Below are 22,175 nucleotides of genomic sequence, written 5' to 3'. Positions count from 1 at the left end.
GCAATCCCCACCGAGCCAGAAGGCCCTCACCTTCTTCAAGCGCCCTGAAAGGCGTGTCGCCTGTCACCAACGTCCCCGGACAGCACAGCTAGGGCGGCGGTGACCGTGTCGGTCAGGGAGCGGGCGCCGGCGCCGGCGCGGGAGCGCAGGTTGACGCCGTAGGCCAGCGTCGCCAGGACGGACGCGGCCGCGTCGAGGTCGGCGGACGGTGTGAGTTGTCCCAGGTCGGCGGCGGTGGTCAGGGCCGCGCGCAGGGCCGACCGGAGTGCGGTGTGGTGGTCTTCGAGCAGGGTGCGGACGCCTGGGTCGGCGCATTCGGGGCCGGCGTAGGCGTTGGTGACCATGCAGCCCCATCCAGCGACCGCTCCCGAGCAACGGATCTCGATCAGGGAGGAGAAGAACTCCTCGATCGCGGTCAGCCCGGAGGAGGTGGAGGCGAGGTGGTCGAAGGCCGGGGTCGAGTGCCGGTCTATGTAGCGGGCGAGGGCCGCCGTGTAGAGCCCGTCCTTGTTGCCGAACGTCGCGTAGAGACTGGACCGGCTCACGCCGGTCGCGGTCACCAGGGCCTGTATGCCGGTGGTCGGCAGGCCCTGACGCCAGAAGATCTGCAGGGCGTCGTCGAGCACGATGTCGGGGTTGAAGTGCTTGTGGTCGGGCATGGCGGGGCCTGTCGTCGTATCTTGGAACGGTTATTCCAAGATATGTGAACCGACCATGCCTGGCAAGGGAGTTGGGAAATCCTGTGGATAACTGGGTGCGGCTGGGGTTGGGGTGGCGCGAGTGATCGGGTGGGGCTTGACGGGAGAGGAGACCGCCGCTGTCGTCAGTGCTGAGGTAGCAGGGCTGGTTGCAAGCTGATGGCAGGACTGGCGGGACTGGCAGGACTGGCGGGACTGGCCGGAGGCGGCCGTCCGGGGCCGCAACGGATATGGCGGGCAGTGGAGTTGAGGGCTCCTGGGTGCAGGTCATCCGGTCTCCACCAACTTCCGGCGCTGTCCGTGACGCTCGTGCTGGGGGGGCAGGTCGTGCTGCACGTGCTCTGGGTGCCTCGAAGCCCTCGACGGTTATCCCGCTGGTGTCCCCGTTCGGGATTTAAAGGTGCCGGAGGGTGGGCCGGTTGTCGTGTTTCCTGCGGGGTGGTCCACGCGGCGGGTGGCCCAGGCCCGCGGCCGGCGGCGCCCGGGTGGGGCGAGAGCGGTGGTCCGGGGTGGTGCGGGAAGCGCGGGGCGGACGCGTAGCGGGGCGGACGCCAGTAACCGGGAGGCGGAGTCTCAAGCGGACGCCGTAGCGGGTGCCTTGAGCGGATGCGTGCGGTGGCGGATGCCTTGGACGCCGTAGGGGATGGATGTCTTCCGCGTCGCACCGCATCGCACCCCACCGCGTCGCTCCGCTTCTCACTGCGCTGCGCCGTGACTTGCTGTGCCTGGCCTGCCTGGGGAGTTGGTTGCGGAGGGGGTGTCGGGGTCTGCGTGAGGGGAGGGGGTCAGGCGAAGGGGAGGGGGGTGCCTTTTTCGTGGTCTGGGCGGGGGCCGAAGATGCGGCGGGCGGACTGCTGGATGGGGACGTCGTGGATGCCGGCCTCGCGGCGGCGCATCAGGCCGTGCTCGTCGAACTCCCACAGCTCGTTGCCGTAGCTGCGCCACCACTGGCCGTCGGTGTCATGGCTCTCGTACTGGAAGCGGACCGCGATGCGGTTGTCATGGAACGACCAGAGTTCCTTGCGCAGTGAGTAGTCCAGCTCGCGAGCCCACTTCTGGCGGAGGAAGGCGATGATCTCGTCGCGGCCGTGGAGGAAGGTGTCGCGGTTCCGCCAGATCGAGTCCTCCGTGTAGGCGAGGGCCACCCGCTCGGGGTCGCGGGTGTTCCACGCGTCCTCGGCGGCCTGGACCTTCTGTAGAGCGCTCTGCTCGTCGAACGGGGGGAAGGGTGGGCGTGGTGATGTCATGGCGCACTTCTCTTAGGACGAGAGGGGGAGGGGAGAACGGGCGTTCTCTGGTCGGTGTCGGTTAGTGTAGAGAACGATCGTTCTCTTTGCTAGCGGACTCTCCGCTACCGGATTCCTCGATCGCTCGGCCCCTAGTCGCGACGACCAACCTGGACGTGCCCATGCAACAGAAGGAAGTCCGTACGCCTCACGGCGAAGCCCGGGCGGCTCGCGACGGTGTGCGGGCGGCTCGCGAGGGCGTCCGTACGGCTCAGGATGAAGCTCGGGGGCGGATACTCGATGCCGCCGAGGAGCTGTTCTACGGGCGCGGTGTCCAGGCCGTCGGGATGGATGAGCTGCGGGCCGCCGCGGGGGTTTCGCTCAAGCGGCTCTACCAGTGTTTTCCGGCCAAGCAGGATCTCGTCGAGGCGTATCTGCGGCGGCGGGATGCGCGGTGGCGGGCGGCGCTCGCGGAGTACGTGGACGCGCACGGCGAGGGGCCGGAGGGGCGGGTGCTGGCGGTCTTCGACTGGCTGGCGGAGTGGTTCGCGGAGCCGGGCTTCCGGGGGTGTGCCTTCCTCAACTCGTTCGGGGAGCTGGGGGCCACGTCGGAGGAGGTCGCGTGGGCCGCGCGGGAGCACAAGCGGGCGCTGGTGAGCTACCTGGGCGGGCTCGTGAGTGACCTGCCGGGTGATCTACCGAGTGATCTGTCGAGTGGTCGCCTGCCGAGTGGTCGCCTGCCGAGTGGGCTTGTGAGTGACCTGCCGGGTGGGCATTCGGTCCCGCAACACTCTCTGCTCGCCGGCCAGTTGGCGCTGCTCGTCGACGGGGCGATCAGTGCGGCCGCTGTCGTGGGGGAGGCGGGGGCGGCACGGCAGGCGCGGGCCGCCGCCGCAATTCTGCTGGCGGCGGCCCGTTCGGACAGCGCGGAGGCGGCGGCCCCGTAGTGCCGGCGGCCGCTGACGGTCCCGTAGCGCCGGCGGCCGCTGACGGTCCCGTAGCGCCGGCCCCGTAGTGGCGGCTGACCGTCCCGTGGTGACGGCCGCGCCCCGGGCCCTAGCCCAACGCCCGTTCCAGCCCGGTCAGGGCCGAGGCCAGTTCCTCCTCGGTGATGGTCAGGGGCGGGGCGAGGCGGATGGTGGAGCCGTGGGTGTCCTTGACCAGGATGCCTTCGGCCAGGAGGCGTTCGCTGATCTCGCGGCCGGTGCCGAGGGCCGGGTCGATGTCGACGCCGGCCCACAGGCCGCGGGCGCGGAAGCCGGTGACGCCCTTGCCGGTGAGGGCGGCCAGGCCGGTGCGGAGCTGTTCGCCGAGTTCGGCGGCGCGGCGCTGGAACTCGCCGGTGGCGAGCAGCTCGATGACGGCCGAGCCGACCGCGGCCGCGAGCGGGTTGCCGCCGAAGGTGGAGCCGTGCTGGCCGGGGCCGAGGACACCGAGGACCTCGCGGCGGGCGACGACGGCGGAGACCGGGACGATGCCGCCGCCGAGTGCCTTGCCGAGCAGGAGGACGTCGGGGACGACGGATTCGTGCTCGACGGCGAGGGTGGTGCCGGTGCGGCCGAGGCCGGACTGGATCTCGTCGGCGATGAAGAGGCAGCCGGTTCGCCGGGTCAGTTCGCGGACGCCGGTCAGATAGCCCTCGTCGGGGATGATGACGCCGGCCTCGCCCTGGATGGGTTCGATGAGGACGGCGGCCGTGGTGTCGTCGACGGCGGCTTCGAGGGCGGCGAGGTCGTTGTAGGGGACGGTGCGGAAGCCCGGGGCGTAGGGGCCGAAGCCGGTGCGGGCGGTGGCGTCGTCGGAGAAGCCGACGATGGTGGTGGTCCGGCCGTGGAAGTTGCCGTCGGCCACCACGATGGTCGCGCGGTCGGCCGGGACGCCCTTGACGTCGTAGGCCCACTTGCGGGCGACCTTGATGCCGCTCTCCACCGCCTCGGCGCCGGTGTTCATCGGCAGGACCATGTCCAGGCCGGTCAGTTCGGCGAGGGCCTCGGCGAAGCCGGCGAGCCGGTCGTTGTGGAAGGCGCGGGAGGTGAGGGTGAGCTGGTCGAGCTGGCGGTGGGCGGCCTCGATGAGGGCCGGGTGCCGGTGGCCGAAGTTGAGGGCGGAGTAGCCGGCGAGCATGTCGAGGTAGCGGCGGCCCTCGACGTCCTCGACCCACACGCCCTCGGCGCGGGACACCACTACGGGCAGCGGGTGGTAGTTGTGGGCCAGGACCGGGCCCTCGGCGCGGATCAGCTCGGCGGACGAACGGGGCGCACGGGCCGGGGCCGTGGGGGTCGGGACGGTGCGGACGGGTGCGGTCATGAGCGGATCTCCTGGGTGCAGCACTTGATGCCGCCGCCGGCCTTGTGGAACTCCGAGAGGTCGACGGGGACGGGGACGTAGCCGCGGGCGGCGAGCTGGTCGATCAGGGCGGTGGCCGGTGGTGCGACGAAGACGTGCCGGCCGTCGGAGACGGAGTTGAGGCCGAACGTCATGGCGTCGTCCCGGGTGGCGAGCACGGCGCCGGGGAACAGTCGGCGCAGTACCTCGCGGCTGCCGGAGGAGAAGGCGCCGGGGTAGTAGGCGATCTCCGCGTCGCCCGTGGCGGGGTCCTCGGACAGGACGAAGAGCGCGGTGTCGAGGTGGTAGAAGTACGGGTCGACCAGCTGCAGGCCGATGGTCGGGACGCCGAAGAATTCCTGTACCTCGTCGTGGGCGGCGCGGGCGGTGCGGAAGCCGGTGCCGGCGAGGACGTAGCGGCCGGCCGGGACGAGGTCGCCCTCGCCCTCGCAGAGGGCCACGGGCCGGTACACGTCGTAGCCGGCGGCCTTGAACCAGGTCTCGTACTCGGTGGCCTCGGGGCGGCGCTGCGGGGCGTGGAACTGCGAGCCGAAGACCCGGCCGTTCACGACGAGCGCGGAGTTCGCGGCGAAGACCATGTCGGGCAGGCCGGGCACCGGCGGCACGGTCTCGACGGTGTGGCCGTGCGCGCGGTAGGCGTCGACCAGCGTCTCCCACTGGCGGGCGGCGAGGGCGGTGTCGACCTGCGCGCCCTCGTGCATCCAGGGGTTGATGGCGTAGCGCACGTCGAAGTGGCGGGGCTCGCACATCAGGTAGCGGCGGGGGCGCGCCGTGCGGGCCGCTGCCGGCGGGATCGGGGTGCTCGCGCTGCTGGTGGCAGTACTCGTCGGCACAGAAGTATCCCTTCCTCTCCGGTGAGGCAGGTGGGTGGGGTGATCGGTGAGGCGTGACAGAGGGTCACTGATCACCCACCCGGGGATTACCACGGTAAGGAGAGGTGGATTCCGGTCACAAGCGACGAATGCTGCGCGTGCGAGCAGGATTCCTGCGTGATTTCGGTCAGGCGCGCTCGTTTGCTGCTTGGGCTCCGGCCTCCGGGGCGTCCGGGAGGAGGTGGGAGAGGACCATGTAGCTGATCGTCTTCCGGATGAACGGTTCGGTCCGGATCCGTTCCAGGACCTCCTCGAAGTGCTCGACGTCCGTCGCCCGCACGTGCAGCAGGGCGTCGGCGCCGCCGGTGACGGTCATGGCCGCGGCGATCTCCGGGTGGTTGCGGACGACCTCGGCCAGTCGGCGGGGCGGCGCCGCGCTGTCGCAGTAGACCTCGACGTAGGCCTCGGTCAGCCAGCCCAGGGCGGCGGGGCGGACGGTGGCGGAGAAGCCGGTGATCACGTTGTGTTCGCGCAGCCGGTCCACCCGGCGTTTGACCGCGGTGGAGGACAGCCCGATGGCCGTCCCGATCTCCGCGAAGCTCGCCCGGCCGTTGTCGAGCAGCGCCGCGATGATCTTCCGGTCGAGGTCGTCGAAGGGCACGGCCTTGTGGGTCACTGCTGGACCTCCCTGTCCGTCCGAGTCCTGTGTGAGCGCGTGAGCGCGTGAGCGGGTGATCGACGGACGCCGTGCGCGTGTGAGTGCCGGGTGGCGTGCGCGCGTGCTCGCCGGGCGGTACGCACGGTGTGCGTGATCGCCTCACGGTAGCGGTCCGCGGGCGGCGGGCGGTGGCGCAGCCCCGGGCCCGTCCCGCAAACCGGCAGTTCAGGGATCTGTGCAGGTCAGGTGGGGTGGCGTAACCTCGCGGCAACGCCGGTCGCCTAGCGTCTCGGGCGGCGGGAGGAGGGCTTGCGGATGGCGGCGGAACAGGGGCGGCGGGCGGATCAGGCGCGCCGGGTGGCGCATGTGCTGCGGGGCCAGGTGCTGCGCGGGGCGTTCCCGGGCGGGGTGCTGCCGGACGAGCGGGCGCTGGTGGCCGAGTTCGGTACGTCGCGGAACACCGTGCGGGAGGCGCTGGGGCTGCTGCGGGACGAGGGTCTGGTGGAGCGGCGCCGGGGGGTGGGCACCGTGGTGGCCGGACGGACGTACCAGCATCCTCTGGGGGAGCTGTCCGGGCTGGCGGAGGTGCTGCAGCGGCACGGCGTGGTCGTCAACGAGGTGCGGGAGGCGCGCAGCGTGCGGCCGCCGTTGGCGGTGGCGCGGCGGCTGGGGCTGGCGGAGGGGGCGGCGGCGGTCTATCTGGAGCGGTTGCGGCGGGTGGACGGGGCGCCGTTGTCGCTGGACTGTACGTATCTGATTCCGGAGGTCGGGGAGCCGTTGCTGGCGCGGGGGCGGGCGACGCTGGAGCGGCATGACGTCTTCGATCTGATCGAGCGGGTGGCGGGGGCGCCGCTGGGCCGGGCGGAGGTGTCGGTGCGGGCGGTGGTCGCGGATCCGGCGACGTGTGAGGTGCTGGCGATGCCGGAGGGCGGGGCGGTGCTCGCGGTGGAGCGGCTGACCCGGCTGGCCGACGGGCGGCCGGCCGACCTGGAGTTCATCCATCTGCGGGGGGACCGGCTGACGCTGCAGGCCACGCTGGACCGGGCGCGGGACGTCAACTCCGTTGTGGAGTGAGCCGGTTGCGGCCGCGCGGGGGCGGCGTGCGGCGCTGACCGTCGCGATGTGCCTGTGCGTCAGCCTGGTCGTGGGCATGGTGTCCGCGGTCAACCTGGCGCTGCCGGACCTGTCGGCGAGTGCGCTGCACCCGTCGGCGCAGGCGGTGGTCTGGGTCGTGGACGGCTATGTCGTGGTCTTCGCCGGTCTGCTGGTGCCGGCGGGCGCGCTCGCCGACCGGTGGGGGCGCAAGGGGACGCTGCTGTGCGGGCTGGGGGTGTTCACGCTCGGCGCGGTGGTCTGTGCGGTGGCGGAACGGGTGGGGTGGGTGATCGCCGGGCGGATGATCAGCGGGGTGGGCGCCGCGGCCGTGTTGCCGACGACGCTGGCGCTGCTGGTGGAGGGGCGCGGGGACCGGGAGCGGCGCAGGGCGATCGCCGTGTGGGCGTCGATGACCGGGCTCGCCGCCGTATGGGGGAACGTCGGTGGCGGGGCGGCCATCGAGTACGGGAGCTGGCGGACGCTTTTCTGCTGTGTGGTGCCGCTGGCGCTCGGTGCGCTGCTGCTGGTCGCGGTGGTCGCTCCGGCCGCGGTGGGTGGCGGCCGAGCGGGTCCGGTGCCGGCGGGCGGCAGCGTGCTGTTCACCGGGGGGTTGCTGGCGCTGCTCTACGGGATCGTCAGCGGGCCGGGGGAGGGGTGGGGCAGTCCGGTGGTGCTGGGGGCGTTCGGCGCGGGCGGAGTGCTGCTGGCGGGGTGGGTCCGCGGTGAACTCCGTTCGGCACGACCGCTGTTGGATCCGCGGCTGTTCGCGCGGCCGGCGGTGCGGGCCGGGGCGGTGGGCATGGCGGCGCTGTTCACCGGCATGTTCGGCCTGTTCTATCTCAACGGCCAGTATTTGCAGTACGCGAAGGGGTACGGGCCGTTCGGGGCGGGACTGCGGCTGCTCCCGATGGCCGGGGCGCTGCTGGCCGGGCCGCGGTGCGGGCTGCTGCTGGAGCGCTGGTGCGGGCGGCGGGGCGCGGTCGTGGTGGGCATGCTGGTGCTGGCCGGCGGGTTGTGCACGGTGTCCGCCGCCGACGCCCGTACCCCGTATCCGCTCTATGCGCTGGGTGCCGGGCTGACCGCGCTGGGCTGCGGGATCGCGACCCCGCTGCTGTCGCACGCCATGATGGCCGCGCTGCCGCCCGAGCGGGCCGGGACCGGGTCCGGACTGCAGAGTCTGAGCCGGGAGTTGGGCAGCGCGGTGGGCATCGCGGTGACCGGCACGGTGACCACCGCGGTCTTCACCGCGCGGCTGCCCGCGCCGCTGGCCGGGCCGGGCGCACCGACGACGGTCGCGGCGGCAAAGGCCCGTACGTCCGATCCGGGGGTGCGCGACGCGGTCGTCGCGGCGTTCACGGACGGCCTGCACAGCGCGACGCTGACCCTGGCCGCGGTGCTGGCCGGCACGGCGGTGCTGGTGGCTTGCTGGATGCCCGGGGGGCCCACGGACCCCGGGGAACCCAGGGAACCCACGGAACCCGGGGAACCCACGGAACCCGGGGAACCCAGGGAGCCCGGGGAACCCAGGGGGTGGGGGCGGCGGGTGGTCCCCTAGGGAGGGGTCGAACAGATTCCCTAGGGGGTCCGGGAGCCCCCTCGGGGCCACCAACGGCCTGGGGGTGGCGGGTATTCCCGTGGGCGGGCCCGAGGGTGGTCCCGTGGGTGGGAACCGTGGGTGGGCCCGTCGGCCTGTGGGTGGACCCGTGGATGCGCCTGCAGGGGAGCCCCGTGCCCGGGCCGGTCCTACGAGTCGTACACCGGCTCCACCCGTTGGATCTTTGCGCGTTCGACGACCCGGGGGCCGAGGTCCGCGGCGCGGGTGACCAGGGCGTGGGCGTCCCAGTCGGTGGGCCGGCCGTGCCACAGGCGGAGGCGGCCGGCCACGACGACGGCGGCGATCTGGTCGCGGTTCGCGAGCCGGACGAGTTCCCAGCTCAGGTCGTAGGAGGGGGTGAGTTCGGGGACGTCGAGGTTCACGACGAGGTAGTCGGCGGCCTTGCCGGTGGCGATCTCGCCGGTGACCTTGCCGAGGCCGAGGGCGTCGGCGCTGCGGGCGGTGGCGTGGTCCAGCCACATCCGGCCGGCGCCGCAGACCGAGTCGCCGGAGCCCAGGCCGTACGCGAGCCGCTGGGCGGTCTCGCCGGCGTCGATCAGCCGGAAGCCGTCGCCGCGGGTGCCGTCGGTGCCCATGCCGAACCGGACGCCCATGGCGGCCAGCATGGTGGCGTGGGTGACGCCGTTGCCCTTCCAGGCGCTGGCCACCGGGTTGTAGCTGATCGCCGCGCCGGAGTCGGCCAGCAGCCGCATCTCGGTGGGGGTGAGGAGGGTGGCGTGGGCGCCGAGGGTGTGCGGGCCCAGCGCGCCGATGTGGTGGAGGTGTTCGACGGGGCGCCGGCCGACGCTCTTCAACGAGCGTTCCACGGAGGCGAGGTGCTCGTTGACGTGGATCTGGAGGACCGCGCCGGCCTCGGCACACAGTGCGGCGGTCTTCTTGAGGGTCTCGGCGGTGGCGTCCTCGGGGACGGCGATGGCCAGGGAGGGGTGGACGAGGGGGTGGCCGTCCCACCGTTCGAGGTGGGCGGGGCCGCCGGTGCCGTCGGAGACGATCTTGCCCAGTACGCAGCGGATGCCGGCTTCCTCGGTGCCCCTGGCGATCGCCCGGACGTCGACGGGGGCGCGGGTGCCGGCGTCGGCGACGGTGGTGAAGCCGCCGCGCAGCGCCTCCAGGGCGGCGAGTTTGGCGGAGACGTAGGCGCTCTCCTCGTCGAGGGCGTGTTCCAGCGGTTCCCAGACGGTCTTGAAGATCTCCGAGGGCTGGCCGAAGGACTGGGCCTTGCCGAAGCTCTGGGTCAGGTGGTGGTGCGCGTCCACGAAGCCGGGCATCAGCAAGTGGCCGTCCAGGCGGACCGGTTGCAGGTCGCGGTGGGCGGCGATGAGCTGTTCGGCCGGTCCGACGGCGCGGAAGGTGCCGCCGGAGACGAGGACCGCCCGGTCGCGCACCGGGCCCTCGGGCAGGAGCAGCAGCTCGGGCACGAGCAGTTGCCGGTGGCCGTGGAAGTCCTCGGGGCGCGGCCCGTGGTGGGGTGCCGCGGCCGCGGCCGGGCTCGCGCCGCCGAGTCCCGATGCGCCGATGATGCCGCCCATGCCGGCCAGGAATCCCCGCCGGCCGAATCCGCTGTGCTGTTCGTTCGCCAACCCGCTCGCCTGCTTCCCGTACTGCGGTACGTGGTGCGTACCGTCCGTCGATCCGTCCCCGGGGTGGCCCGACCCTAGGACCGCACCAGAAGCGGAACAAGGGTTCCGGCATGCGGGATTCACGAGGTGGGGTGGGGGGTGGCGCTGGGCCCGGCGGGACCGGTGGCGCACCTGGTCAGGGCACGGGTGACGGGCGCGGTGGGTGGCGTAACCTCGCCGAAACATGGGGCGGGCGGGGATCCGTAGCGGCGCACGGGCCCTCACGGCCCCTGCCGGGCCCCGCGTGGGATCCTGATGTGTCATGGATCTGCCGGGCGGACGGTGGACGGACGCGCGGCGATGACGAGGATGCCCCGATGAGACTCTGCTTCCTGGTGGAGGAGCAGTACCGCTACGACGGCATGCCCAGGGACGTGATCCGCCAACTCGGCGCCTGGGGCCACCAGGTGGACGTCATGTGGCCGGGCCGCTCGCTGATCCCGATATCCGAGTCGGTCCGCGCGGGCAGCCATGACGCCTGGGTCCTCAAGACCGTCTCGGGCGGGCCGGGGCTGACCCTGCTGGAGGCCGCCGCCGCGGTCGGGCTGACCACGGTCAACGACGCCCGGGCGATCCGCGGCGTCCGGGACAAGGCGCTGGCCGCGGTCATCGCCCGCACCCACGGCCTGCCGGTGCCGGTGACGTACGCGGCGGCCCGGGCCGAGGAGTTCGCCCAGCTGCCCGAGAGCGCGTTCCCGCTCGTGGTGAAGCCCGCGGACGGCAGCTCGGGGCGCGCGGTGCGGCTGGTCGAGAGCCCCGGCCGGCTGACCGGGCCGGGCGCGCCGGAGAACGCCGGCGGGCTGCTGATCGCCCAGCCGTACGTCCCCAACTCCGGTACCGATCTGAAGGTCTACTGCGTCGCCGGTGAGCTGTACGCCACCGAACGCTGCTCGCCGCTGCATCCCGGGGCCGATGTACCGGAGCGCCAGGTGCCGCTCACCGCCGAGGTCGCCGGGATCGCGGCGGAGATCGGGGCGGTCTTCGGGCTCGACCTCTACGGCGTGGACGTGCTGCTCGGCCCGGACGGGCCGGTGGTCGTCGACATCAACGACTTCCCGAGCTTCCGTCAGGTGCCGGACGCGGTGGCCAGGGTGTCGGCGGCGGTGCTGCGGCTCGCCGGCGGGGGCGGCGGGAACGGCGGGAACGGCGGGACCAGGGGGACCAGGGGGAACAGCACCGGCCACGACCGGCGGGTGCCGGCCGCTGCAGCGCCGACCGCTGCGGCGCCACCGGCCGCGGCGCCGCCCGCACCGGAGACCGTCCCGCTGGCGGCGATCGGCGGCGACCGGTGAGGATCGGCCTGATCACGGCGGACCCGGCGCACCCGGTGCTGGCCGCGGCCACCCGTCTGCTGACCGGGGACGGCCACCGGGTCGACCACCTGGACCCGGACGGTGAGGCGCCCGGTCCGGACCGCGGCGCGCTCGCCGACGTCTACCTCCTCAAGGCACGGACCCCGCGGGCGCTGGCGCTGGCCGCCCGCCTGGAGTCGTACGGCGCCCCGGTCCTCAACTCCAGTGCGGCCACCGCCCGTTGCCAGGACCGGGTGGTGATGGCGGAGCTGGCGCGCACGGCGGGGCTGCCGTTCGCCGCGACCCGGTCGGTGGACACGGTCGGGGAACTGGCGGCGGCGGGGGAGCCGGCCGGGCCGCTGGTGGTCAAGAGCCGGTACAGCCGGCGCGGTGACCTGGTGGCCCGCGCCGACACCGCCGCGGAACTACGGGAGCTGGCGACCGTCTGGCCCGAAGAGCCGGTGGTGGTCCAGGAGTTCACCGCGAACAGCGGCTGGGACCACAAGCTGTGGGTGGTCGACGGGCGGCTCTTCGCCGGGCTGCGCCGCTCGGAGCTGGCACCGGACGGGCGCGGGCCGACCCGGCCGCTGCCGCCCGGCGAACTGCCCGCGGGCTGGGCGGAGCTCGCGCTGCGCACCGGCGGGGTCTTCGGCCTGGACGTCTACGGCGTGGACGTGCTGCTCGGCCCGGACGGGCCGGTGGTCGTCGACGTCAACGCCTTCCCCGGCATACGGGGACAGGCGGGCGCACCGGAAGCACTGGCGGAACTCGCCCTGAGCACCGCCCGTACCGCCGGTACCGACCGCACCGCTCTTACCACCCGTACCGCCTGTGCCGCCCCTACGGCCGCGGAATCGAAAGGGTGGCGTCGGAAAGGTGCCTGAAGTGGTCAGCGGTGCGTGGGTGAACGAGCAGAAAGCGGCGGACGCGGAAGCTCGTTTTCCGCAACGTCTAATGCGCCGGACCCCGGGGTAGCGCTGGCCACGTCAGGGGGCGTGGTCCGCCGCGCCTTCCTTCCGCACGTATGGGGAGAGGCCAGCCACGGTGACCCAGCCATTCGAATTGCCCCGCTTCTACACGCCCTACCCGGCGCGGCTGAACCCGCACGTGGAGGCGGCGCGCACGCACTCCCGCCAATGGGCCCGCGACATGGGGATGCTGGAGGGCTCGGGCATCTGGGAGCAGCAGGACCTCGACGCCCACGATTACGCCCTGCTGTGCGCGTACACCCACCCGGACTGCGCCGCGGACGCGCTCTCGCTGGTGACGGACTGGTACGTCTGGGTCTTCTTCTTCGACGACCACTTCCTGGAGAAGTTCAAGCGCACCCTGGACCGGGACGGCGGCAAGCAGTACCTCGACCGGCTGCCCGCCTTCATGCCGATGGATCACACCACGCCCGTACCGGAGCCGACCAACCCGGTCGAGGCGGGCCTCGCCGACCTCTGGGCGCGCACCGTGCCGCACATGTCGATGGACTGGCGCCGGCGGTTCGCCGAGAGCACCGAGCACCTGCTGAACGAGTCCCTCTGGGAACTGTCCAACATCAACATCAACCGGGTGCCCAACCCCGTCGAGTACATCGAGATGCGCCGCAAGGTCGGCGGCGCGCCCTGGTCCGCGGGCCTGGTCGAGTACGCGGCCGGCGCCGAGGTCCCGGCCGCGGTCGCCGGCTCCCGGCCGCTGCGGGTGCTGCGCGACACCTTCTCCGACGGCGTCCACCTGCGCAACGACCTCTTCTCCTACCAGCGGGAGACCGAGGAGGAGGGCGAACTGAGCAACGGCGTCCTGGTGCTGGAGACCTTCCTGGACTGCACCACCCAAGAGGCCGCGGACGCGGTCAACGACCTGATCACCTCCCGGCTCCAGCAGTTCGAGAACACCGTGGTCACCGAACTCCCCGCGCTGTTCCTGGAGACCGGCCTGGACGCGCGGTCCTGCGCGGACGTGCTGGCGTACGCCAAGGGGCTGCAGGACTGGCAGTCCGGCGGCCACGAGTGGCACATGCGCTCCAGCCGCTACATGAACGGCGGCGGAGCGGCGGCCGGTTCCGCGCGGCCGTGGTCGCCGTCGGCCCTCACCGGTCCGGGCACCTCGGCGGCGGACCTGAAGACCGCGCTGGCCACCGCCGGCGCACACCGCTTCCGCAGCCACACCCACGTCCCCCACCAGAAGGTCGGCCCGGCGCTGATCCCCGAGATCACCATGCCGTTCCCGCTCACGCTGAGCCCCCACCTGGACGGCGCCCGCCGCCGGGTCCTCGACTGGGCGCACCGGATGGGCATGCTGCGGCCGCAGCCCGGGGTGCCGCTCTCCGACGTCTGGGACGAGCCGGCGATGGTCCGCCACGACCTGGCGCTGTGCGCGGCCGGCATCCATCCGGACGCCACCCCGGACGAGCTGGACCTCGGCTCCCAGTGGCTGGCCTGGGGGACCTACGCCGACGACTACTACCCGCAGGTCTTCGGCCGGACCCGGGACCTCGCCTCGGCCAAGGCCTGCACCGAACGGCTGTCGTCGTTCATGCCGCTCGACGCCACCGCGCCCGTCCCGGAGCCGGTCAACGCCCTCGAACGCGGCCTCGCGGACCTGTGGCCCCGCACGGTGGTGTCGATGACGCCGGAGGCGCGCCGCGACTTCCGGCAGGCCGTGGACGTCATGACGGCCAGCTGGCTGTGGGAGATCGACAACCAGATCCAGCACCGCATCCCCGACCCGGTCGACTACATCGAGATGCGGCGGGCGACGTTCGGGTCCGACCTCACCATGTCCCTGTGCCGGATCGGCCACGGCCGGCGGGTGCCGCCCGAGGTCTACCGCACCGGCACCCTGCGCGCGCTGGAGAACTCCGCCGCCGACTTCGCCTGCCTGGTGAACGACGTCTTCTCGTACCAGAAGGAGATCGAGTACGAGGGCGAGGTGCACAACGGCATCCTCGTCGTCCAGACCTTCTTCCAGTGCGACTACCCGAGCGCGCTGGCCATCGTGGGCGACCTCATGACCTCGCGCATCGAGGAGTTCCGGCACCTCGCCGCCAAGGAACTGCCGGTCGTCCAGGACGACTTCCGGCTGTCCGCCGAGGCCCGTGCGGTGCTCGACGGCTACGTCCACGAGCTGGAGAACTGGATGGCCGGCATCCTCAACTGGCACCGCAACTGCCGCCGTTACGTCGCCTCCGAACTCCGGCACCCGATGGGCTCGCCCGGCTGGCTGGGCGTCCCGGACGGCCTGGGCACCTCGGCGTTCCGGACCGCCCGGCGACCGGTGCGAAGCAGCGGATAGCCGTGCGCGCGGCGGGCCCGTGGGGCCGCGGACACGGGCCCGCGCCGTGCCTCCGTGCCCCTCCTGTGCGCACTACCGCGTCATGTGCCACGGACCTATGGTTCATGACCCCGTGGGACGCGGGCCGAGGTGAGGGGGCGCGGGATGACGTCAGGCGGGTCGGCGGCGGGGAGCGCGGCGGGCGGATCGGCGGCACGGCGGGCCCAGGAGGCCCGGCGCCAGGAGCGGCTGTTGAGGGAACAGTGGCGGGCCGCCCGGGAGCGGGCGGAACGCTGGGAGGCGGCGAGCGAGGGGGAGCGGCGGATCGCCGCCCAGCTGCTGATGCTGACCGAGCGGGGCTGGCGGCTGCTGGTGGACCGGCGCTGGCCGGGCACCCGGGCGGCCAACGTGGACATGCTGCTGATCGGGCCCGGCGGGGTCTTCGTCATCGACGTCAAGAACTGGCGGGCCGCCCCGGAACCGTCCGGCGGGCGGCTGCGGGCCGGCGGGTTCTCCCGCGACGAGCACCGGCGCAAACTCCTCGCGGTCACCAAGGCCGCCGAGGGCGCGGTGGCGGCGCTGGGCATGTCACCGGTGGCGGTCCGCCCGCTGATGGCCTTCGCCGGCCACCGCGTCGACACCGAGCTGGGCCGGCTGCGGCTGCTGGGCGAGCACGAGATCGGCCCGGCGCTGCTGTCGGAGCGCACCCGGCTCTCCGCCGGCTCGGTACGGGCCCTCGCCGAGCACCTGGGCCGGGTCTTCCCCGAGTACGAGGACCCGGCGGCGGCCGAGGGGACGCACGCCCGGACCGCGCAGAACCGGCTCGCGGCCACGCCGGCCGCACCCTCCTTGGCGGACGACGGCCTCTTCGACCTCGACGGGCTGCGCCGGGCCGCCATGGACGAGGCCCGGCGGGCCCCCATCGAGCGGTGGATGACCTTCCTCGACCCCGACCAGCTCGCGCTGGTGCGGCGCAACTGGGCCGGCCCGGCCCGGATCAGCGGCCCGGCCGGCACCGGCAAGACGGTCGTCGCGCTGCACCGCGCCGCGTACCTCGCCCAGCGCACGGGCGGCCGCGTCCTGTACGTCACCTTCGCCAACAACCTGCCGCGGGTGCAGGCGACGTTCCTGGCCACCATGGCCCCCGCGGTGGCCGACCGGGTCGAGTTCAGCAGCCTGCACCACTGGGCGCAGAAGTACCTCCAGTCCCGCGACGTACCGGTGCGCCTGCACCGGGAGAAGGCGGAGACGGCCTTCAGCCTCGCCTGGAAGCACCACGGCCGGGACAGCTGCCTGGCCGAGATCGATCCGCTGCCCCGTTACTGGAAGGAGGAGATCGACCACGTCATCAAGGGCCGCGGGATCACCTCCTTCGACGAGTACGCCGTGCTGCCCCGCCGGCGCCGCCGCACCAGCCTGCGCCATCCGCACCGGCAGGCCGTCTGGGCCCTCTACGAGGCGTACGAGGCGCAGCGCACGGAACGCGCGGTGCACGACTTCAACGACGTGCTCTCCCTCGCGCTCGCCGAGACGGCCGGCCGCGGCGGCCACCCGTACGCGGCCGTGGTCGTGGACGAGGTCCAGGACCTCACCCTGGTGGGGGTACGGCTGCTGCACTCCCTGGTGGGGGACAGCCCCAACGGGCTGCTGCTGGTGGGCGACGGGCAGCAGGCCGTCCATCCGGGCGGGTTCCGGCTCTCGGACGCCGGTATCGACATCCGCGGCGACCGCGGGCAGGTGCTGCGGGCCAACTACCGCAACAGCAAGGAGATCGTGGACACCGCGCTGTCCGCCGTCGCCGAGGACGCCTTCGAGGACATCGACGGCTCGCGGACCCCGGGCCGGCGGGACGTCGACCTGACGTACCACCACGGCGAGGTGGTCCGCGCGGTGCTGCCCTCGCCCGCGGTGCACGACGCGGCGCTGGTGGCCGTGCTGCGCGGCCTGAGCCCGCAGGAACTGGCGGACTCCGCGGTGCTGTGCCCCGCGACCCGCGCGATCGAACGCTACCGGCGGCTGCTGACCCGGGCGGGCGTACGGGTGTGCCTGCTGGAGAATTACGACGGGCGGCCGGTCGCGGCGGTGAAACTGGGCAGCTACCGGCGGGCCAAGGGGCTGGAGTTCAAACGGGTCTATCTGCCCCGTTACGAGGCGAACCTGACGGCGGCGAAGGAAGGGCCGGACGGCGGGGGGACCGCCGGTGAGCAGGGCGAACTGATGCGGAGCCGGCTCTTCGTGGCGATGACCCGGGCGCGGGACGTGCTGTGGCTGGGCAGCGTCCGGCCGAGCGGCACGGAGGGTGAATCTGTGGATCAGGAGGAATAGGACAAAACGGCCTCGGGAACGTTGGGTCCATGCGACGCAAGACCGCTCTTCTCGGCGCCGTGGCCCTCACCGGAGCGCTCAGCGCGGCGCTCGCCGTGTCCGTGCCGCCCACTGCGCAGGCCACCACCGGCACCATCATCTTCCACATGCGGCCGGGCAACCGGCAGTACCAGATCGTCGACCCCGGCGACGACCACTGCTACGGCCTCGGGCCGGGGGGCGGCGAGGTGGTGAACGACACCCCGCTCGACCTCGTGCTGTGGTCCTCGCGCGACTGCACCGGCAACCCGATGGCCACCGTCCGGGCCGGCACGGAGGCGGTGTTCGCCCGCTACGGCAGCCTGCAGCTGGTCCCGTCGGACGACCCCGGGGACGACGACCCGCCGCGTTACGACGAGGATCCTCCCTCGACGGACCCGCCCCGTGACCAGGATCCGCCGCGTGACCAGGATCCGCCGCGTGACCAGGACCCGCCCCGGGATCAGGATCCGCCCCGTGACCAGGACCCGCCGGGCACCGACGAGCCGCCGGCCGATCAGGACCCGCCGGCCGCCGACCACCCGCCGGCGGCCAAGCCCTCGTCACCGCACGTGGCGCGGCACCCGTCAGGGCACTCGTCGGCCCACGCGTCACGGCACCCGGCGCGGCACCCGTCACCGCACACGGCGCGGCACCCGTCGGCGCACTCGTCAGCCCACTCGTCACGGCACCCCTCGCCACACACGGCACGCCACGCCTAGCGGGGCCGACGACCGGATGGGCGGTGGGCCGGATGCCCGAGTTGCCGGACGTCGAGGGGTTCCGGCGGACGCTCGTCGCGTGCGCGCAGGGCCGGGTGATCCGGCGGATCGAGGTGTACGACGAGGGCGTGCTGCACGGGGTGAGCCCCGAGCGGCTGCGCGGCGAGCTGGAGGGCCGGCGGTTCACCGAACCGGAGCGGCACGGGAAATGGCTGCTCGCCCACACCGGCGGCCCCACCCTGCTGCTGCACTTCGGGATGACCGGACGGCTGGTCTGCAGCTCCCCGGACGAGCCGGTCCACCCCCACGACCGGGTGGTGTTCACGCTCGGCCGAAAGCGCCAGCTCCGCTACCGCGACCAGCGCAAACTCCAAGGCCTGTGGCTCATGGACCCGGCCGGTACCGAGCGGATCCTGAGCCGTCAGGGCCCGGACGCGGGGAAGGTGGGCCGGGCGGACTTCCGGGCCGCGCTCGCCGGGCGGCGCGGCAGCCTCAAGGCCGTCCTGATGGACCAGTCGGTCGTCGCCGGGCTGGGCAATCTGCTCGTCGACGAGATCCTCTGGCGCACCGGTTTTCCCCCCGGCCGCCCGGCCGGTGACCTCTCCGCCGACGACTGCGACCGGCTGCACGCCGAGATGCGCCGCACCCTGCGGGCGGCCGTCCGGGCGGGCTGCGTCCCGCCGCGCGACTCCTGGCTCACCGGCCGGCGCGACGACCCCGGCCCGGCCTGCCCGCGCTGCGGCACACCACTGCGCCGGGCGCGGGTCGCCGGGCGGGGCACGGTGTGGTGCCCCCGCTGCCAGCCGTAGACCGACTCGGTGCGGGTGCCGCCGCCCGAGGTGCTCACCCCAAGGAGAAGCCCGATGAAGTCTCCGGTCATCGCCCCGTGCCTGGGCGTGCCCGACACCCAGGCGGCCTGTGACTACTACGAGAAGCTCGGCTTCACCGCCCTGCCGGGCACCGACGACTCGGACGACGACCTGCGCATCCTGCTCTTCGACGGCGAGTTCGCGTTCATGGTCTACCGGGACCAGCACCTGCGCGGCTGGCTCCCGGTCCTCAAGGACACCCCCGTGGGCGCGTTCGGCATGTTCTACCTGTCCGTCGAGGACTTCGAGGCCTACGTCGAACGGATCCGCCCGCTGGTCAGCGTCACCAAGGACGTACTGACCCACCACGGCCAGAAGCTCTTCTACTTCACCGACCTCAACGGTTACGTGGTGGGCGTCACCCAGCGGCAGTCGTGGTGAGGCGGCGCTTCCACCGCGATCGCGGGAGCGTCGCGCCACCCGGGAGCGTCATCCCGTCCGGGAGCGTCAACCCGCCCTGCCGGGCGGCGAGATGAGAGGACCCGCCGCCTTGACGGTGCGGAGTACCGGTGCGGTTTCCAGGGCGTGGATCGCGCGCTGACCGCCGAGGCGGTGGGTGAGGTAGTGGTGCAGGGCCGCCGGGTCCGGGCAGAGAGCGTGCGCGACCACGTTCGTCCGTCCGGTGGTGGCGGCGACGAAGGCGAGTTCCTCGTGCCGGGCCAGGGCGGTGGCGACCTGCTCCAGGCGGGCCGGGGCCACCGTCATCCACAGCAGCGCCTGCGTGGTGGCGCCGAACAGCGTGTCATCGCATTCGACGTCGAAGAACAGCGCACCCGAGGCCCGCAGGGCGGCCAGCCGGCGGGCGACGGTGGCCGGTGACCAGCCGGTGGCCGCGGCCAGTTCGGCCTGGCCTGCCCGGCCGTCCCGCTGCAGCGCGGACAGCAGCGCCTGGTCGTCGTCCGTCGGCGTGGCGCCCGTGGCGGGGGAGAGGGCGGCGTTCTCCGTTGCCGGTGGGGTGAGTTGGCGACGCCGGCGGGCATCGAGGACGTTCGCGCGACCGCGCCAGGCGGTGGGTCCGCCGAGGTAGGTGTGCAGCAGGTAGTGCGCCGAGACCGCGGTGATGCCGGCGGTGCGCGGAATGTCGTGCAGCAGGAGGGACCGGCCGTCGGCGCCGCCGGCCGGCGTGTGCACCACGGCGATGATCTCCGTCCCGCCGGAGGCGAGCTTCACCCACGAGGTGTCCGACCGCCGGGCCAGCGCACGGGCGAGGTCCTGGGCGCTGTGCGGGGTCGCGGTGAGCCGGACCAGCCACTGGGCCCGGCCCGCGCGGTGCGGATCGGCCAGCCCGACGACCCGCAGGCCGGCCTCGGCGGACAGCCGCCGGTAGCGGCGGGCCACGGTCTGCGTGGAGACGCCGAGCACCTCCGCGATCCGGCTGAACGGCGCCCGGCCGTCGATGTGCAGGGCGTGGATCAGCCCGCGGTCGATCTCGTCGAGCGGCATGTCCGGGCCTCCTGACCGAGAACGGATGGCTGGCGGATGGACGAATTCTTCGCCAAGGGGGCCCGATGCGGAAAGAAGCTGCGAGCTGAGCGCCCTGGCTGGAACGTTCACGGTACGCGCCCGCAGGCTCGGCCGTACATCCGTCACGGCCGAAGGGACAGCCGAATGCCGAACATCCCCCTGCCGAACAACCCCGCGCGGAACAGCCCCCTGCCGCACGGCCCGTCGCCGAAGCGCTCCGGGCCGGCCCGCCCGCTGGCGGCCGACGGTCCGGTCGGCCCGTCGGCCGCGGTGTACCCCCGGCGGTGGGCCGCGCTGACGGCGCTGCTGCTCGCCGAGGCGATGAACCTGCTCGACTCCACGATCATGACGGTCGCCGCACCGGTGATCCACGCGGACCTCGGCGGCCCGGCGTCCGGCATCCCCTGGTACAGCGCCGCGTACACGCTGCCCTTCGCGGTGCTGCTGATCACCGGCGGCCGGCTCGGTGACATCGCCGGCCGCCGGCGGCTGCTCCGTCTCGGGGTCGCCGGCTTCGTCCTGGCCTCCACGGTCTGCGCGCTGGCCGTCTCCCCGGCGATGCTGATCGGCGCGCGGGCCGTCCAGGGCGCCGCGGCCGCCCTGGTCATCCCGCAGACCATCGGGCTGATCCGGGCCATGTTCCAGGGCGACGCGCTGGCCGGGGCCATGGGCAGCATCGGCCCGGTGATGGGCCTGGCCGCGGTCTGCGGGCCGGTGCTCGGCGGGCTGCTCACCCACGCCGACCTGCTCGGCTCGTCCTGGCGGGCGGTCTTCCTCGTCAACCTCCCGCTCGGCCTCGCCGTGCTCGCCGCGACCCCGCTGCTGCCCGAGGACCGCTCGGAGCGGCGGCCGCGGCTGGACCTCACCGGCACGGTGCTGGCCGTCCTCGGCACCGGACTGCTCGTCCAGCCGCTCCTCGACGGCGGCCTGACCCGCTTCGCGCCGCGGCCCTGGGCCGTCCTGGCCACCGGGCTCGCCGTCCTGGCCGTCTTCGGCCTGCAGCAGCGCCGCCGCGCCAGGGAGGGCCGTAGCGCGCTGGTCGAGGCGGGACTGTTCCGCGGCCGCGGCTTCCCCGCCGCGCTGGCAGCCTCGCTGCTGTTCTTCGCGGTGGTCAACGGCCTGATGATGGTCGTCGTGCTGCAGCTCCAGCTCGGTCTGCACACCGACGCCCGGTCGTCCGGGCTCACCCTGCTGCCCTGGTCGGTCGCGATGGCGGTGGCGTCCTGGTGCGCCGGCGCCCGGCTGGTGCCCCGCTACGGCTCCCGGGTGATGTTCGCCGGGCTCGCCGCACTGCTCGCCGGCACGCTGGGCGCCGTCGCCGTCTACGCCACCGCCCCCGCCGCCTCCTACCCGTGGCCGCTGCCGGTGGCGCTGGCGGTCTGCGGGCTGGGGCAGGGGCTGTTCGCCGTCCCGTTCTTCACCACCGCGCTGCACCGGGTCCGGCCGCACGAGACGGGCTCGGCGGCCGGGCTGCTCAACGCCGCCCAGCAGCTCGGCGGCACGCTCGGCACCGCACTGCTCGGCGCGGTCTTCTTCCACGCGTTCAGCGGCCCCGGACTCCCCGCGGTCCACGCGGCCCCGTCGGCCGGCGTCCCCGGCGCGCTCTCGGCGCTGCACGGCGTACGCGATGCCTTCGGGGTCGCCCTCGCCCTGCTCGCCTGCACCGTCGTCGCCGCGGCCCGGATGCGGCCAAGTCCCGTGGTGGCTACGGCGGGTGATCGGTGAACGGACGGTCTGGTGCCGGCGGCAAGCGTCTGCAGAGAGTGATGAATTGTCCACTCTGCGCAGAAATATTAAGAATTTCAGCTTTCGTCTGAAATTTCACGTATTTTCCTTGTTGTCAGTAGGTCGGCGACGTAGCTTGGGAGTTGACGCCACCGGTAACGGGGCGTCGGAAGGAAACAATCAAGGAGGCAGCATGAGCTTCCGGAAAGTCTTCCCGCGCAGGCACAGGCGCGACGACTGGGATCACGACCGGGACCGCTACAGGAGGCGTCGCCGCAGGCACGGCCGCCGGCACAACAGGCGCCGTTACTTCGACTACGACGACTGACTGACCCGAAGCACTGAGTTCGAGGCTGGCTCGCGTGGCGCGCGGGTCCGCCTCGTGCGTTTGCGAGCGGATATGCGTGAGGGCCCCTCAGCGGCCTTTCCG

At 73.2% G+C, this 22,175-nt stretch carries 19 protein-coding genes; 12 read left to right on the top strand and 7 right to left on the bottom strand.

Annotated features, from left to right (window positions below; translation table 11 throughout):
• Window positions 1–35 precede the first annotated feature (35 nt).
• Together IG62_RS0135675 and IG62_RS0135670 are read right to left on the bottom strand one after the other, a co-directional pair.
• On the bottom strand, window positions 36–659 hold the full coding sequence (locus tag IG62_RS0135675) for a TetR/AcrR family transcriptional regulator (protein ID WP_051799070.1): 624 nt from the start codon (window positions 657–659) through the stop codon (window positions 36–38).
• 824 nt (window positions 660–1,483) lie between these two features.
• On the bottom strand, window positions 1,484–1,945 hold the full coding sequence (locus IG62_RS0135670) for a nuclear transport factor 2 family protein (protein ID WP_030813463.1): 462 nt from the start codon (window positions 1,943–1,945) through the stop codon (window positions 1,484–1,486).
• 161 nt (window positions 1,946–2,106) lie between these two features.
• Here IG62_RS0135670 and IG62_RS0135665 point away from each other — a divergent pair, with 161 nt between their 5' ends.
• On the top strand, window positions 2,107–2,871 hold the full coding sequence (locus IG62_RS0135665; RefSeq protein WP_078872458.1) for a TetR/AcrR family transcriptional regulator: 765 nt from the start codon (window positions 2,107–2,109) through the stop codon (window positions 2,869–2,871).
• Window positions 2,872–2,980: 109 nt separating this feature from the next.
• Here IG62_RS0135665 and rocD read toward each other — a convergent pair whose 3' ends face one another.
• The 3 genes from rocD to IG62_RS0135650 all read right to left on the bottom strand — a co-directional run bounded on the left by rocD (window position 2,981) and on the right by IG62_RS0135650 (window position 5,758).
• Complete coding sequence (gene rocD, locus IG62_RS0135660) at window positions 2,981–4,231, bottom strand: ornithine--oxo-acid transaminase (protein ID WP_030813457.1); 1,251 nt, start codon at window positions 4,229–4,231, stop codon at window positions 2,981–2,983.
• Window positions 4,228–5,019: a dimethylargininase gene (gene ddaH, locus IG62_RS0135655; RefSeq protein ID WP_051799077.1), complete on the bottom strand. Its 792-nt coding sequence runs from the start codon at window positions 5,017–5,019 to the stop codon at window positions 4,228–4,230. Before ddaH ends, rocD begins: the two co-directional genes overlap by 4 nt.
• 250 nt (window positions 5,020–5,269) lie before the next feature.
• Window positions 5,270–5,758, bottom strand: coding sequence for an Lrp/AsnC family transcriptional regulator (locus tag IG62_RS0135650; protein WP_030813449.1), 489 nt, complete (start codon window positions 5,756–5,758; stop codon window positions 5,270–5,272).
• Between the two features lie 297 nt (window positions 5,759–6,055).
• Here IG62_RS0135650 and IG62_RS0135645 point away from each other — a divergent pair, with 297 nt between their 5' ends.
• Entirely contained in the window at window positions 6,056–6,814 is a 759-nt protein-coding gene (locus IG62_RS0135645; protein WP_030813446.1) for a GntR family transcriptional regulator, read from the top strand.
• On the top strand, window positions 6,804–8,390 hold the full coding sequence (locus IG62_RS0135640) for an MFS transporter (RefSeq protein WP_234326880.1): 1,587 nt from the start codon (window positions 6,804–6,806) through the stop codon (window positions 8,388–8,390). The genes IG62_RS0135645 and IG62_RS0135640 overlap by 11 nt, the downstream gene beginning before the upstream one ends.
• A gap of 188 nt (window positions 8,391–8,578) precedes the next feature.
• Here IG62_RS0135640 and IG62_RS0135635 read toward each other — a convergent pair whose 3' ends face one another.
• A complete protein-coding gene (locus IG62_RS0135635; protein WP_078872460.1) occupies window positions 8,579–9,979 on the bottom strand; it encodes an amidohydrolase family protein in 1,401 nt (466 codons plus the stop codon).
• Window positions 9,980–10,386: 407 nt separating this feature from the next.
• Here IG62_RS0135635 and IG62_RS0135630 point away from each other — a divergent pair, with 407 nt between their 5' ends.
• From IG62_RS0135630 to IG62_RS0135600, 7 genes are all read left to right on the top strand, one after another.
• The gene (locus tag IG62_RS0135630; protein WP_030813437.1) at window positions 10,387–11,361 is read left to right on the top strand and encodes an ATP-grasp domain-containing protein; all 975 of its coding nucleotides are present in this window, start codon (window positions 10,387–10,389) and stop codon (window positions 11,359–11,361) included.
• A complete protein-coding gene (locus tag IG62_RS0135625) occupies window positions 11,358–12,245 on the top strand; it encodes an ATP-grasp domain-containing protein (protein WP_051799068.1) in 888 nt (295 codons plus the stop codon). The genes IG62_RS0135630 and IG62_RS0135625 overlap by 4 nt, the downstream gene beginning before the upstream one ends.
• A gap of 160 nt (window positions 12,246–12,405) precedes the next feature.
• Entirely contained in the window at window positions 12,406–14,643 is a 2,238-nt protein-coding gene (locus tag IG62_RS0135620) for a family 2 encapsulin nanocompartment cargo protein terpene cyclase (protein ID WP_030813433.1), read from the top strand.
• A 144-nt stretch (window positions 14,644–14,787) separates the two neighbouring features.
• Window positions 14,788–16,947, top strand: a complete 2,160-nt coding sequence (locus IG62_RS0135615) for a nuclease-related domain-containing DEAD/DEAH box helicase (RefSeq protein WP_030813430.1) — start codon at window positions 14,788–14,790, stop codon at window positions 16,945–16,947.
• 29 nt (window positions 16,948–16,976) lie between these two features.
• Window positions 16,977–17,687 carry a hypothetical protein gene (locus IG62_RS43530; RefSeq protein WP_051799066.1) on the top strand — a complete coding sequence of 237 codons (711 nt, stop codon included), beginning with the start codon at window positions 16,977–16,979 and terminating at the stop codon, window positions 17,685–17,687.
• Window positions 17,688–17,719: 32 nt separating this feature from the next.
• The gene (locus IG62_RS0135605) at window positions 17,720–18,496 is read left to right on the top strand and encodes an Fpg/Nei family DNA glycosylase (protein WP_030813424.1); all 777 of its coding nucleotides are present in this window, start codon (window positions 17,720–17,722) and stop codon (window positions 18,494–18,496) included.
• A gap of 54 nt (window positions 18,497–18,550) precedes the next feature.
• On the top strand, window positions 18,551–18,937 hold the full coding sequence (locus tag IG62_RS0135600; RefSeq protein WP_030813421.1) for a VOC family protein: 387 nt from the start codon (window positions 18,551–18,553) through the stop codon (window positions 18,935–18,937).
• Between the two features lie 66 nt (window positions 18,938–19,003).
• Here IG62_RS0135600 and IG62_RS0135595 read toward each other — a convergent pair whose 3' ends face one another.
• The gene (locus IG62_RS0135595; protein WP_030813418.1) at window positions 19,004–19,999 is read right to left on the bottom strand and encodes an Lrp/AsnC family transcriptional regulator; all 996 of its coding nucleotides are present in this window, start codon (window positions 19,997–19,999) and stop codon (window positions 19,004–19,006) included.
• 165 nt (window positions 20,000–20,164) lie between these two features.
• Here IG62_RS0135595 and IG62_RS0135590 point away from each other — a divergent pair, with 165 nt between their 5' ends.
• Window positions 20,165–21,745, top strand: a complete 1,581-nt coding sequence (locus IG62_RS0135590; protein WP_078872457.1) for an MFS transporter — start codon at window positions 20,165–20,167, stop codon at window positions 21,743–21,745.
• Window positions 21,746–21,938: 193 nt separating this feature from the next.
• Window positions 21,939–22,073 (top strand): hypothetical protein, encoded by a 135-nt coding sequence (locus IG62_RS49715; protein ID WP_267881508.1) that lies wholly within the window; start codon window positions 21,939–21,941, stop codon window positions 22,071–22,073.
• The last annotated feature ends 102 nt before the right edge of the window (window positions 22,074–22,175 follow it).

This window comes from Streptomyces sp. NRRL S-337 (assembly GCF_000720175.1).
Taxonomy (GTDB): domain Bacteria; phylum Actinomycetota; class Actinomycetes; order Streptomycetales; family Streptomycetaceae; genus Streptomyces; species Streptomyces siderophoricus.
This window is presented reverse-complemented; position numbering and strand designations above follow the sequence as displayed.